Here is a 12533-nt window from a genome sequence, read left to right on the forward strand (position 1 = left end):
ACGTCCTTTCGCGTCTGGTTCCGTCGATAATTGCCCGACAAAGTAAAGCGCCGCGGCAACAAGTTCAATTGCATCCTGGCTTGGTCGTTCCGGGGTGGCGCTTTCAGCGCGACCGGGAGAAAGACAATGCGTGTCAGCTTTCGAGCTGCTCGTTGGCGACGATCTCGATGCCGAAGCCCGATAGGCCCTTGTAGTCGTGCACCGACGAGGTGAGATGCCGGATCGAAGTCACGCCGAGGTCGCGCAGGATCTGCGCGCCGACGCCGACCTCGCGCCACTGGCGGTTGCGGTCGGCCTCCGTCGACGTCTCGTCCGGCAGCGGCGAAACGGGCACGCCGGCCGCGCCGTCGCGCAGGTAGACCAGCACGCCGCGGCCGGTCTTCTTGAAATGCTCGAGCACGGCGGCCATGCGCTTGTGGCCGGTGAAGGTGTCCTTGACGATGTTCGGCTTGTGAAAGCGCGTCAGCACGTTCTTGCCGTCGCCGACCCCGTTATAGACGAAGGCGACGTGGGCGATGGAATCGAACGGCGAGCGGTAGGCATAGCCCTGCAAGGGACCGATCGGGCTGTCGGTGACGAAGGTCGAGACCCGCTCGATCAGCTTCTCGCGCGCCTGGCGGTAGGCGATCATGTCCGCGATGGTGACGTGCTTGAGCTTGTGCCTGACCGCGAATTGCGCGACCTGCTCGCCCTTCATCACGCTGCCGTCGTCGTTCATGAGCTCGCTGATGACGCCGACCGGCGGCAGGCCGGAAAGCTTGCAGAGGTCGACCGCGGCCTCGGTGTGGCCGGAGCGAAGCAGCACGCCGCCGTCCTTGGCGATCAGCGGGAAGATGTGGCCGGGCCGGGCGAAGTCGTTGGCGCCGACATTGGGATTGGCGAGCGCGCGGCAGCACGAGGCGCGCTCCTCGGCGGAGATGCCGGTGCCGCCGTCGGGCTTGTAGTCGATCGAGACCGTGAACGCGGTGGTGTGCGCGGAATCGTTGTGGGCGACCATCGGATCGAGCCGCAGCCGGCGCGCGTCCTCGGTCGTCACGGGCGCACAGACGATGCCGGAGGTATGGCGGATGATGAAGGCCATCTTCTCGGCGGTGCACAGCGAGGCGGCGACGATCAGATCGCCCTCGCCCTCGCGGTCCTCGTCGTCGGTGACGACCACGAGCTCACCCCGAGCAAAGGCCTGCAAGACTTCCTGAACGCTATCGGGCATTTCCCAATCTCTATCGGTTATGGCCGGGAGGCTTAGCCGGACTTGGGTCGGGGCGCTAGTCTCCCCAGCGCAACCACATATGTCCGAGGGCGGGCCTGCCGATGGGTTTCAGGCTTGCACCGGGCATACCAGCGATATAGGCGCAGATTGCCCGCAAGGAAGGCGGGCAAGGAAGGCGGCCCGACGCCATCAGGGCAGCACCTCGCGGCGCTCGCCGAGGCGCTGATCGAGCTCGGCGCGCTTGTCCGCGAGCAGGCCGGCCTGGGCGGCTTCGATCACGGTAAACAGCTCATGTGCATCGCTGAGCCGGGTCACGGTGACATAGCTGGCGCCGGCCTCGTAGAGCGCGCCGACGTCGGCCAACAGGTCGGCCGTGGCGACGATCAGGGCGGTCGGATTGAGCGCGCGGACGTGACGGACCAGCTTCTCGTTGGTGGCGCCCTTCAGCAGCGAATCCGGCACGCTGAGGATGATCATCTCGGACTTGCCGACGCCGGCATGGAGCAGCGTGTCGGCGCTGCTGATGTCGCCATAGATCACGTGCAGACCACGTGAAAGCAGGGTCTGGTACACATTGGGGTTGAAATCGACCACGGTGATCTGCTCCAGCAGCACCGGTGCCTGCCGTTCGATCTCGGCCAGCAGCGCACTCGCCGCACGGAAAAAGCCGAGGATGACGATGCGGCGGGCCTCGCCATGGCCGCCCCCGTGGCCCTCCTCGGCATGGCCGTTGCCATGGTCGAGATCGCGCAGGCCGATCCGCTTCAAGGGGCCGATCGCCCAGCGGGTGATCTCGTCGCTGCGGGTCATCACGAAGGTCGAGAGCACCGCCAGCACCACGAAGGCGAACGAAGCCGCATTCGCCGTCTCGGCTGCGATGTGGCGGTCGGCGACGCCGGTCTGGATCACGACCAGCGAGAACTCGGAGATTTGCGCGAGGTTGAGCGCCGGCAACAGGCTGGCGCGCAGGCCCTGCTTCATCAGATAGAGCGGGGTGAAGGTGGTGACGAGGCGGCTCACCACCGTGAACGCCGCGATCATCAAGGCGAGGCTGATCACCGAGAGGCCGGGCACGGGAATGGTCATGCCGAGCGCGACGAAGAACAGCGTGATGAAGAAGTCGCGCAGCGTGGTGACCTTGGCGGTGACATCGAGCGCATAGGGGAAGGTCGAGAGCGAGACGCCGGCGATCAGCGCACCCATCTCGCGCGACAGCGACAGTTGATAGGCGGTCTCGGCGACGAGAAAGCACCAGGCGAGCGCACCGAGCAGGATCAGCTCGGGCCGCCGGGCGATCTGGTGGAACACGCGCGGCAGCACGTAGCGGCTGACCAGAAGCGCGGCCGTGACCAGCACCGCGACGCGGCCGATCGAGAGCAGGATGACGCTGACCTGCAGATTGGCGAGACTCGGCTGCACCGCCAGGAACAGGATGGCAAAGATGTCCTGGAGCACCAGCACGCCGAGCGTGATGCGGCCCGGCAGCGTATCGAGCTCGCGCTTCTCGTAGAGCACCTTGACGATGATGACCGTGCTCGACAGCGCGCAGGCGACGCAGAGATAGACCGCATCGAAATGCCCACCGCCGAGCGACAGGCCGATGCCGACGAAGAACAGAAGCCCGAGCAGACAGCCGCCCAGCAGCTGGCTGCCCGCCGCGAACAGGATCACCCGCCCGGCCCGAACGATCTTCTTCAGGTCGATCTCGAGCCCGATCATGAACAGCATGAAGATCAGGCCAAGCTCGGAGATGACGCTGATCGATTCCTGCGAATGGACCCAGCCGGCGCCGAATGGACCTATGCAGAAGCCGGCGATAAGGTAGGCCAGGATCAGCGGTTGCCGGGAGAAATGGGCGAGAAGCCCCAGCATCCAGGCGAACAGAATAGAGAGTGTGATATCGCGAATGAGCTCATGCATGCCAAATTGGTCCGTTTTGCCGCACCCTAGAGGTGGGTTGCGGTGCGGCAAGCGAGCAATTCGTCACATGCGGAATGGGCTCTTCGCAGCCATGCTGCTCGCTCCCCTCGCCTTTGCCGTGCCCGCCGCCGCGCAATCCAAGGTCAGTATCGAACAAAACTTTGCCGATTCGCTCACCACGCCGCTGAAGGAGGACCTCGCCGTATCCGGCGGTTTCTACGTGCCCGCCTATTCCAGCGTCGCGATGAGCCAGGGCAAGCTGCGTGTCGACTTCTCGGTGACGCTGAGCGTACACAACGCCTCCGAGACCCAGCCGCTGGTCATCAAACGCATCGCCTATTTCGACACCGCAGGCAAGCAGGTCGAGAGCTATCTGAAGACGCCGGTGGCGTTGAGGCCGCTCGCCACCGTCTCGATCTTCATTCCGACCGACGACGTGCGCGGCGGGACCGGCGCCAATTTTCTGGTCGACTGGGCCGCCACGGGCGAGATCGCAGAACCCGTGGTCGAAGCCTTAATGGTTGGCGGCATCGCCAACACGCATTACGCTTTCATCAGTCAGGGCCGTCCGACCAGGACGGCCGGCAAGAAGTAAGGCGGCCGGTGCAAAGCCGAGCTCAACAAGAACAAAACGAGGAACGCTCCCATGACGTCCAGCTTCGATTTCGCGCCCCTGTTTCCAGCAGGGCTGCCGGCCCCGTCTGCGCGCTGGACGGGCCTTGCCAAATACAGCTTCGTCGGCGGCAACAACGATTCCGAACAGGTGCCGCTCGACGAGCTGATCGAAGCGGCCGACACGGTGCTGCGGCGCGAGGGCCGCTCGCTCGCCACCTATGGTCTGGCGCATGGTCCGCAGGGCTACCTGCCGTTGCGCGAATTCCTGGTGACGAAACTCAAGCGCGACGCCGGCATCAGCTGCACGGTCGACGACCTCCTGATCGTCTCCGGCTCGCTGCAGGCGCTCGACCTCGTCAACGCCACCCTATTGACGCGCGGCGACACCGTGATTTTCGAGCAGGAGAGCTATCAGGGCTCCCTGACACGGCTGGCGCGGCTCGGCGTCAACGTCGTCGGCATTCCCCTCGACCAGGACGGCATGCGCATGGATCTGCTGGCCTCCGCGCTGGCCGACCTGAAGCGCCGCGGCATCCGGCCGAAATACATCTACACCATTCCGACGGTGCAGAACCCGACCGGCAGCATCATGCCCGAGAGCCGCCGCACCGAGCTGGTGCGGCTCGCGACCGAATATGGCGTGCCCATCTTCGAGGACGATTGCTATGCCGACCTCATCTGGTCGGGGCAGCGGCCGCCCGCGATCTACGCGATGAGCGAGAGCGGCGGCGTGATTCATATCGGCTCGTTCTCCAAGTCGATCGCGCCGGCGCTGCGCGTCGGCTTCGTCGTGGCGCCCTGGGAGGTGATGTCGCGGATGCTGGCGCTGAAGACGGATGCTGGCTCCGGTGCGCTGGAGCAGATGGTGCTCGCCACCTATTGCAAGCCGCATTTTTCAACTCACGTGCCGGCCCTGACCAAGGCGCTGCGCACCAAGCTCGACACGCTCATGGAAGCGCTCAACGAGCAGTTCGGGACCGCCGCTGAGTTCGAGGAGCCCAAGGGCGGCATCTTCCTTTGGGTGAAGCTGCCCGACCAGGTCGATACGCTGAAGCTGTATCAGGCCGCGCTCGCCGCCGGCGTCTCGATCAATCCGGGGCCGGAATGGTCGACCAGCAAGGGCCATTCCGCTTCGCGGCTGCGGCTGTGCTTTGCCAGCCCCACGCACCAGCAGATCCGCGATGGCGTCGCCGTGCTAGCCGAAGTCTGCCGCAAGGAGTTTGGCGTGCCCGCCCGCAGCGCCAATGTGGAGAAGCGAGCCTGAGGCCCAGTCCGGACGTCTCCTCACGCCGCCTGTGGCTGACTGCCGTGAATCGCGGAAGCCAGCCGCAGCAACAGGACGATGGAGACGTTGCCTTTGCCGGCCTCGATCTGGGCGATGTAGCGCTCGGAAATCCCCGAGCGCCGGGCGAGCTCCCGGCGCGACAGATCGCAGCGCATGCGTGAGGACCGCAACCGATCGCCCAGCTCGCTCAGAAACGCGGCCTCGGAATAAGGCGGTACGGCACAGCTCCCCGGCAGTACTTCGCCCGCAAAATCCATGACTTGATTCAGCATTGCTCTATCCACGTTCGCCTTCGGGAAACGCCATCTTATCTTCGAACCGCCCCGCCTCATTGACGCGGATCAAATTCGCGGGCGATCGGCAGCCGCCGTGGCAGGGCCGCGCGCGGGATGCTAAACTTTGGAATTGTTCGAGGCGGGGTTTTTCAGGACATGATGCGTTGTTCGGGCCGCTGGATCGCGGCTGCGGTGCTGTGGGTCGCGTTCACCCCCACGGCTGGTGCCGAGACGCTGGCCGTGACCGTGGAGCAATGGGGCCTGCTCGGCTCCTGGGCGGTCGATTGCTCGGGTAGGCCCGACCGCGACCAGGGCGCGCGCTTGACTTACGAAATCCGGAAAGACGGCCGTGTGATGTACCGGCGCGATTTCGGCGAGGCCAGGGACGAGAACGAGGTGGTGTCCGCCACGGTCAATGCCGAGGGCCTGCTCAATGTCATGGTGTACTTCCCCTCGCTGCATCAGGCCCGCGAGTTCGGGTTGCTGTTGCAGAAGGACGGCAGCCTGCGCGCGATCTACAATCGCAGCGAGCGCGGCGAGTACACGATCAGCAACGGCAAATACGTCGCCAGCGGTGCGCCGACGCCCGCGCAGCAGCGCTGCGATTAGCACGCCTTCGTCTGAACATCCGTTCAGAATTCTCTCCCCGCTCCTCCGGAACGTTCGCGCAAATCTGCGGTTTAGATGTGCATTCGTTTGGAGGAGGACATCATGACGAAGCTTGGTTATGTGGTTGCGGCTCTCGGTGCGCTCGTGATCGCGGCGCCGACGCTCGCAAGTGCGGAGACGGTGGTGATCAAGCGCAGCGGCGGCTATCATCATCATCACCACGGCCCGTACGGCGCCCGCGCCGAATTCCGCGGACATCGTCATCATGGCTGGCATCGCCACCATCGCGGCGACAAGGTCGTCGTGATCAAGCGCAGCCATCGCCATCACCACTGGGACTAATGCGCAACGCGACAAGGAAATGGCCCCTCACGGGGCCATTTCTGTTGTGTTCTTTTCCTTCTCCCCTTGTGGGAGAAGGTGGCATAGGCGGCCTTCGGCCGCCGTTCTTGAGAACGCCGATGCTGCGCACCGGCTATGGCGCCGGATGAGGGGTTGCGTCAGCAAGTCCGAAAGTGAAAGACTCATGCGCGGAGAGAGCCCCCTCACCCGTCTCGCCGCTTTGCGGCGAGCCACCCTCTCCCACAGGGGGAGAGGGTAAAGAGCGCCTAATCCCACGCCGGCGCGAAACCTGGATTGACGCAGCGTCTGTCCTTCGCCAGCGCGGCGATCTTCTCGCGATCGGCATCGTCGAGCGTGATCTTCAGCGCGTCGAGATTGGCCTGCTGGCTCTCGCGCCGCGAGGCCTTGGGGATCGCGGCGACGCCGTCCTGGTCGAGCAGCCATTTCAACGCGACCTGCGCGGCGGTGGCATCGTGCCGGGCGCCGATGTCGGCCAGCACCGGATCGCTCGCGAAACGCCCTTGCGCCAGCGGACAATAGGCAACCAGCGGGATCGACCTCGGCTGGAGATAGGCAAGCACCTTCGATTGATCGAGCATGGCGTGATATTCGACCTGGTTGCAGGCGATTGGCGCCTTGATCTCCTCGACCGCGACCTCGAGCAGCGCGGTGGTGAAATTGGCAACGCCGATGGCGCGCGTGCGCCCCTCCTCCTTCAGCGTCATCAGCGTTTCGAACACCGCCCCCCAGTTCGCGGCCTTCGACGGCCAATGCACGAGATAGAGGTCGACATGGTCGAGCCGGAGCTTCCTAAGGCTGGCGTCGAAAGCGCGGCGGATCGCATCGGAGCTGAGGTTCTCGTGCCAGACTTTCGTGGTGACGTGCAACTCGCCACGCGACACGCCGGACGCGGCGATGGCCGCGCCGATCGCCTCCTCGTTGGCGTACATCTCGGCGGTATCGATGTGGCGATAGCCGATCGAAAGCGCGCTCTCGACCGCGGCACGGCAGGCATCGCCCTGCATGCGGAAGGTGCCGAGGCCGAGCTTGGGCATGCTGATGCCCTGGGTTTTCAGATGATCCATGCAACAGGCTCCTGAGCAATTCAGCCCACCGGATCGCGCGGCGATGCCGCGTGAGCAGACTTTTCGGTGATGGAAAAGAAGTGGCGGGACCCCTCACCCTAGCGCGGGAGGAGCAAAGCGGCCAATCAAGATCGGGTTAGCAACCTCACCAATGCTGCGCCACCAGCGACGGATGCACCTGCGGCTGCGGCACGATGTCGACCGACCAGAGGTCGCGATTGTCGACGTCCTTCAGGGTCACCGTCATCACGCCGCTGTGGCCATCGATGTCGACCCGCCCGAAGAACTGCAAGCCGAAGCAGGGCGCGAGATTCTCGCCTTGCGCAGCGCTGCAGCCATGCTGGTACATCGCGACCGGGCCGAAGGTGTTGTCGAGCTCGCCCGGTCCCCAGCTGCCGGCATGCAGCGGGCCGGAGACGAACTCCCAGAACGGCTCGAAATCCTTAAATTGCGCCTTCTTCGGATCGTAGTAGTGCGCGGCGGTGTAATGCATGTCGGCGGTGAGCCAGACGATGTTGCGGATACCGGCGCGCGTGATGAATGCGAGCAGATCGGCGATCTCGTGCTCACGCCGGTCGGGCGGCCCATGGCCAAGCGCAACGGCATCCAGGCTGATCAGGCCAATCGGCAAGTCGGCCGCGATCACCTTCCAGGTCGCGCGCGAAGCGGCGAGCTCGCGCTTGAGCCAGGCGAGCTGCTCGGCGCCCAGGATCCAGCCGCGGTGATCATCGCCCTTGTTCCAGCTCTCGTCGCGGTAGCTGCGCATGTCGATCATGAAGACGTCGAGCAGCGGGCCATAGGCGATCTTGCGATAGACGCGGCCGTGCCGCGCGCCGATGTCGCGGATTGGCATGAAGTCGAAGAAGGCCCGGCGGGCTCGCGCGACCAGGCGCGGGGTGCCGTCGTCCTCGTGTCCGGACTCGTCATAGGTCCCGATCGGCGACCAGTCGTTGGTCACCTCGTGATCGTCCCATTGCGCGAACATCGGCACCTGCGCATGGAAGGCGCGAAAGTGTTCGTCGAGATGGTTGTATTTGTAGTTGCCGCGGAACTGCGCCAGGGTGTGCGCCACCTCCGACTTCTCTTCGGTGACGAGGTTGCGCCAGGTCTCGCCGTTCGGCAGCTTCTGTTCGGAAGGGATCGTGCAGTCCGCGTAGATGTGATCGCCACAGTGGATGAAGAAATCCGGATTGTTATCGAGCATGGTGCGATAGCTGCGATAGCCGCCGCGGGAGACGTCGATGCCCCAGCCCTGGCCCGCGGTGTCACCGGACCACAGAAACGAGATCGACTGGCGCGCTGCCGGCGCGGTGCGGAAATGGCCGACGCGGCTTTCGCCGACGAGTCCGGTGGCGATGTCGTCGAAGCGGACGCGGTAGAAGATGTCCTGCCCGGGCGGCAGATCCGCCAGCAGGAGTTTTGCAGTGAGATCGGCAGCGGGCAGCGCATCGCCCGAGGCCGAGGCGATGATGGTCTTGAAGCTCTCGACCGTGGAGCATTCCACCTGCATCCGCGCGGGACGGTCGGCGCGCGCCCAGATCACCGCGGAGCCGCCGGAGACGTCGCCGGACTGGATGCCGCCTGCGATCTGCGGCCGATCGGCGGCGCGGCTCAAATGAGGCTTCGCGAGCGCGGCGATGGCGAGACTGGAAGCGGAGCGGACCAGAAACTGCCGCCGGGTCCATGCGCGCGAGGCGCGGAGCGTTGCCATTCAGGAGACCTTCGTCGAATCGCGACGGAAGGTGCCTGCGCTCCTTGACTCCCGGCTTACAGTTTCTTGACTCCGCGCCTACGGTTTTGCGACGCTGGGACGACGCCTGTGATCACCGCTTCCAGTTGCAGATGCCGCCAGAGCGGCATGGCCAGGTCTGGATGCGGGTGTCCATCGCCTGCGCATCGAGCGGGTTGCCGCGGCGTGCTAGCTTGGCGCGGGCCGCCCCGCGCGACGGTGCGCTTCTGGCATGCGCGCTCTTTGGCTCGGCCACACGAACACGTTCGGCGGCAACCTTCTTCGGCACATCGACCGGCTCAGCACGCGCCTGCGCTTCGTTCGCGCCACGCGCTTCGAGCGCGACCGGCGCGAAGTGCGTCTCCGGCCCGAGACGTTTCGGCGACAGCACCGCCTTGGAGAGATCGAGACCAAGATATTCGCCGGGTTTGTAGTCGTCGGCGCGCGCAACACCGGCCCCTGCGACCACGAGGGCGAAGGCAGTTGCGAAGGGAACGCTTTTCAGGACCACGGACGCCTCCTGAAATCGATTTATGAAAGGGGCAATTTACCCTATCTAGGAGGCGCCGCGCGTAATTCCAGCGGTCAGATGCCGCCGTGGTTAAGAAGTTTGACGGTGTCAGGCGACCTTTCGCGCAGCGTCCGTCCCGTCCAGGAACCCCAGCAGGCGGCTGCGGATGATGGTTTCCGCCTCGTCCATGATGCGATCGATCAGCTCCTTGCAGGACGGGATGTCGTGGATCAGGCCCGCGACCATGCCGCAGCTCCAGGCACCGGCATCCATCTGGCCGTCCAGCATGATCCTGGGATAGACGCCCGCGACCTGGTCGTGGATGTCGTCGATCGTGAGCTTGGCGCCCTTCTCGCGCTCGATCTCGAGCAGGCGGTCGACATTAGCGTTCTTCAGGACGCGCTCGGTATTGCGCAGCGCCCGCATGATCAGGCGGGTATCGAGCTCGGTGGCTGCGACGAGAGCATTCTTGACGTTCTGGTGCACCGGCGCTTCCTTGGTGGCGATGAAGCGCGTGCCCATGTTCATGCCCGCCGCGCCCAGCGAGAGCGCCGCGACCAGGCTGCGACCATCGGCCATGCCGCCGGAGGCGACGAACGGGATCTTCAGCTCTTCCGCCGCACGCGGCAGCAGGATCATGTTGGGAATGTCGTCCTCGCCGGGATGGCCGCCGCACTCAAAGCCGTCGACGCTGACGGCGTCGCAGCCGATGCGCTCGGCCTTCAGCGAGTGACGCACCGATGTGCATTTGTGGATGACCTTGATGCCGGCGGCCTTCAGCGCCGGCATGTAGGCTTCCGGGCTGCGGCCCGCGGTCTCCACCGCCTTGATGCCGCCCTCGACGATGGCCGCGATATATTCCGGATAAGGCGGCGCCGAGAAGGCCGGCAGGAAGGTGAGGTTGACGCCGAACGGCTTGTCCGTCATGTCGCGGCAGCGCGCGATCTCCTTGGCGAGCAGCTCGGGTGTCTTCTGCGTGAGACCGGTGATGATGCCGAGCCCGCCGGCATTGGAGACGGCAGCGGCCAGCTCGGCGAAGCCGACGAAATGCATGCCGCCCTGGATGATCGGGTGCTCGATGCCGAACAGTTCGGTGATCGCGGTCCTCACTGAAAATCCTCCCGGTTTTGCTTGATGTTGAGCTCAGTCTAGCCGGACTTTCTCGCGGCGGTCACCATTTCTCTCCGAAGGGGCGGATCTCCATCTCGAAGGTCCAGGCGCTCTTCGGCTGCTGGTAGAGCTGCCAATAGGCGCTCGCGACCGATGACGGCGGCATCAGGAGATCGGGATTATCGAGCGCATTCGGCCCGAGCGCCTCGAGCCGGCGCTGGCGCACCCATTCGGTGTCGACGCCGGAATCGATGATGAGATGGGCGACGTGGATGTTCTTCGGCCCGAGCTCGCGTGCCATCGCCTGCGCGACCGCGCGCAGGCCGAACTTGGCGCTGGCGAAGGCGGCATACCCGCTGCCGCCGCGCAGGCTTGCAGTCGCACCCGTGAAGAAGATGTTGCCGCCGCCCCGCGGCAGCATCAGCCGCGCCGCCTCACGGCCCGCGAGGAAGCCGGAATAGCAGGCCATCTCCCACACCTTCCGAAACACGCGCTCGGTGGTGTCGAGGATCGGGAAATTGACGTTGGCGCCGACGTTGAAGATGCAGATGTCCAGCGGTGCGTACTTGTCGGCGTCGTTGAGGAAGGCGATGACCTCATCTTCCTTCCGCGCGTCGAGTGAGCGGGCGTGGATCTCGCCGCCGGCGGCTTCGATCTCTTGCACCAGCGGCGCCAGCTTATCGCCATTGCGGCGGCCGGCGAAAATCGAGAACCCTTCGGCGGCAAACTTCTTGGCGATCTCGGCGCCGATGAAATCGCCGGCTCCGATGACGGCCGCAGTGGCGTTTCGCTTGGACAAGACCGCCTCCTCCCATGGGCCGCGCTGCGAGCGCGCGGCATTTATGTGCCGGAGGCTATAGTTCAAAAATAGAACTGTCAAACTGAGCGGCTGAATGTTAGCTTCTAGTGAAAATCTCTCTGATCGATCAACTTAGTTCCTTTTTCAGACTGACGACTTGCAGGAACCGCATCATGAAATGGGACACGCTGGAGGAAGAGCCCTGCTCGCTCGCGCGCACCGTCGCCGCGATTGGCGACCGCTGGACGCTGCTGATCCTGCGCGAGTGCTTCCTGCGGGTACGGCGGTTCGAAGCGTTTCAGTCCTCGCTGCAGATCACACGCCATCTGCTCTCGGAGCGGCTGAAGAAGCTGGTCCGCTTCGGCATCCTGCGCCGCGTCCCCTATTCCGAGGCACCGAAGCGCTACGAATACATCCTCACCCAGAAGGGGCTCGACCTCTACCCGATCATCATGGCGATGGTGCATTGGGGCGACGCCCATATGGGCGACGAGCGCGGCCGCCCGCTGCTGCACGAGCACAAGAGCTGCGGCAAGCTGTTCGATCCCGTAATGGTGTGCTCGGAATGCGGCGAGGTGCTGCATGCCAAGCAGGTGCATGTGCATGCGGGCCCGGGGCGGAGAGAAGCGGCGGAGTGAGTGAGGCGCCGCGCCTCTCAAAGCTCAAGCGAAGGGAACACCGTAATAGGAGTTGATGCCGCGCACGGCGGCGTCGTCGCTCCAGTTCCAGTCGGTCTTCTCACCGTATTTCGGCGCGCCTTCGAGATCCTGGGCGGTGATCGCAGTCACGTAACCGCCGAGCTCGGTGTCGTACTTCAGAGATTGCCAGGGCAACGGATAGTGATCATTGCCGAGGCCGAGAAAGCCGCCGAAACCAAGCACCGCATATGAGACCTTGCCGCTGATCTTGTCGATCATGACCCGTTCGATTGAACCGATCTTGTTGCGATCGGCACCGTAGACCGCGGTTCCCTCGACCTTGTCGCTTCCGATCAGCCGGCCCATCTCGTTACGGTCCAGTTCGCTCTGATTGAGCATCGTTAT

General features: G+C 64.6%; 14 protein-coding genes. 5 read left to right on the top strand and 9 right to left on the bottom strand.

Annotation, left to right across the window (positions count from 1 at the left end; genetic code table 11):
- Nucleotides 1–133 precede the first annotated feature (133 nt).
- A complete protein-coding gene (gene ribB, locus ACTEK7_RS11110) occupies nt 134–1210 on the bottom strand; it encodes a 3,4-dihydroxy-2-butanone-4-phosphate synthase (protein WP_036004011.1) in 1077 nt (358 codons plus the stop codon).
- A gap of 189 nt (nt 1211–1399) precedes the next feature.
- Nucleotides 1400–3130, bottom strand: coding sequence for a cation:proton antiporter (locus ACTEK7_RS11115; RefSeq protein WP_036004008.1), 1731 nt, complete (start codon nt 3128–3130; stop codon nt 1400–1402).
- Between the two features lie 67 nt (nt 3131–3197).
- On the opposite strand from ACTEK7_RS11115, the gene ACTEK7_RS11120 reads away from it, so the two are divergent.
- Together ACTEK7_RS11120 and ACTEK7_RS11125 are read left to right on the top strand one after the other, a co-directional pair.
- The gene (locus ACTEK7_RS11120; RefSeq protein WP_036004005.1) at nt 3198–3725 is read left to right on the top strand and encodes a DUF3124 domain-containing protein; all 528 of its coding nucleotides are present in this window, start codon (nt 3198–3200) and stop codon (nt 3723–3725) included.
- A gap of 51 nt (nt 3726–3776) precedes the next feature.
- Nucleotides 3777–5009, top strand: coding sequence for an aminotransferase-like domain-containing protein (locus ACTEK7_RS11125; RefSeq protein ID WP_036031027.1), 1233 nt, complete (start codon nt 3777–3779; stop codon nt 5007–5009).
- Nucleotides 5010–5029: 20 nt separating this feature from the next.
- Here ACTEK7_RS11125 and ACTEK7_RS11130 read toward each other — a convergent pair whose 3' ends face one another.
- Entirely contained in the window at nt 5030–5302 is a 273-nt protein-coding gene (locus ACTEK7_RS11130; protein ID WP_036031024.1) for a helix-turn-helix domain-containing protein, read from the bottom strand.
- Between the two features lie 159 nt (nt 5303–5461).
- On the opposite strand from ACTEK7_RS11130, the gene ACTEK7_RS11135 reads away from it, so the two are divergent.
- Both ACTEK7_RS11135 and ACTEK7_RS11140 read left to right on the top strand, forming a co-directional pair.
- On the top strand, nt 5462–5914 hold the full coding sequence (locus tag ACTEK7_RS11135) for a hypothetical protein (protein ID WP_225112628.1): 453 nt from the start codon (nt 5462–5464) through the stop codon (nt 5912–5914).
- 102 nt (nt 5915–6016) lie between these two features.
- Nucleotides 6017–6256, top strand: coding sequence for a hypothetical protein (locus tag ACTEK7_RS11140; RefSeq protein ID WP_225136478.1), 240 nt, complete (start codon nt 6017–6019; stop codon nt 6254–6256).
- A gap of 266 nt (nt 6257–6522) precedes the next feature.
- Here ACTEK7_RS11140 and ACTEK7_RS11145 read toward each other — a convergent pair whose 3' ends face one another.
- The 5 genes from ACTEK7_RS11145 to ACTEK7_RS11165 form a co-directional block, all read right to left on the bottom strand.
- A complete protein-coding gene (locus tag ACTEK7_RS11145; protein WP_225146196.1) occupies nt 6523–7341 on the bottom strand; it encodes an aldo/keto reductase in 819 nt (272 codons plus the stop codon).
- Between the two features lie 145 nt (nt 7342–7486).
- The gene (locus ACTEK7_RS11150; RefSeq protein ID WP_225146197.1) at nt 7487–9052 is read right to left on the bottom strand and encodes an alkaline phosphatase D family protein; all 1566 of its coding nucleotides are present in this window, start codon (nt 9050–9052) and stop codon (nt 7487–7489) included.
- Between the two features lie 112 nt (nt 9053–9164).
- Complete coding sequence (locus tag ACTEK7_RS11155) at nt 9165–9581, bottom strand: hypothetical protein (protein ID WP_225146198.1); 417 nt, start codon at nt 9579–9581, stop codon at nt 9165–9167.
- Nucleotides 9582–9689: 108 nt separating this feature from the next.
- Nucleotides 9690–10691, bottom strand: coding sequence for an NAD(P)H-dependent flavin oxidoreductase (locus ACTEK7_RS11160; protein ID WP_225146199.1), 1002 nt, complete (start codon nt 10689–10691; stop codon nt 9690–9692).
- Between the two features lie 61 nt (nt 10692–10752).
- Nucleotides 10753–11490, bottom strand: a complete 738-nt coding sequence (locus ACTEK7_RS11165) for an SDR family oxidoreductase (RefSeq protein WP_225146200.1) — start codon at nt 11488–11490, stop codon at nt 10753–10755.
- A 173-nt stretch (nt 11491–11663) separates the two neighbouring features.
- On the opposite strand from ACTEK7_RS11165, the gene ACTEK7_RS11170 reads away from it, so the two are divergent.
- The gene (locus ACTEK7_RS11170; RefSeq protein WP_036031008.1) at nt 11664–12128 is read left to right on the top strand and encodes a winged helix-turn-helix transcriptional regulator; all 465 of its coding nucleotides are present in this window, start codon (nt 11664–11666) and stop codon (nt 12126–12128) included.
- A 24-nt stretch (nt 12129–12152) separates the two neighbouring features.
- On the opposite strand, the gene ACTEK7_RS11175 is transcribed toward ACTEK7_RS11170, so the two are convergent.
- Nucleotides 12153–12527, bottom strand: a complete 375-nt coding sequence (locus ACTEK7_RS11175; RefSeq protein WP_225146201.1) for a PRC-barrel domain-containing protein — start codon at nt 12525–12527, stop codon at nt 12153–12155.
- Between the last annotated feature and the right edge of the window lie 6 nt (nt 12528–12533).

It is taken from the genome of Bradyrhizobium sp. JHI2711, assembly GCF_056156565.1.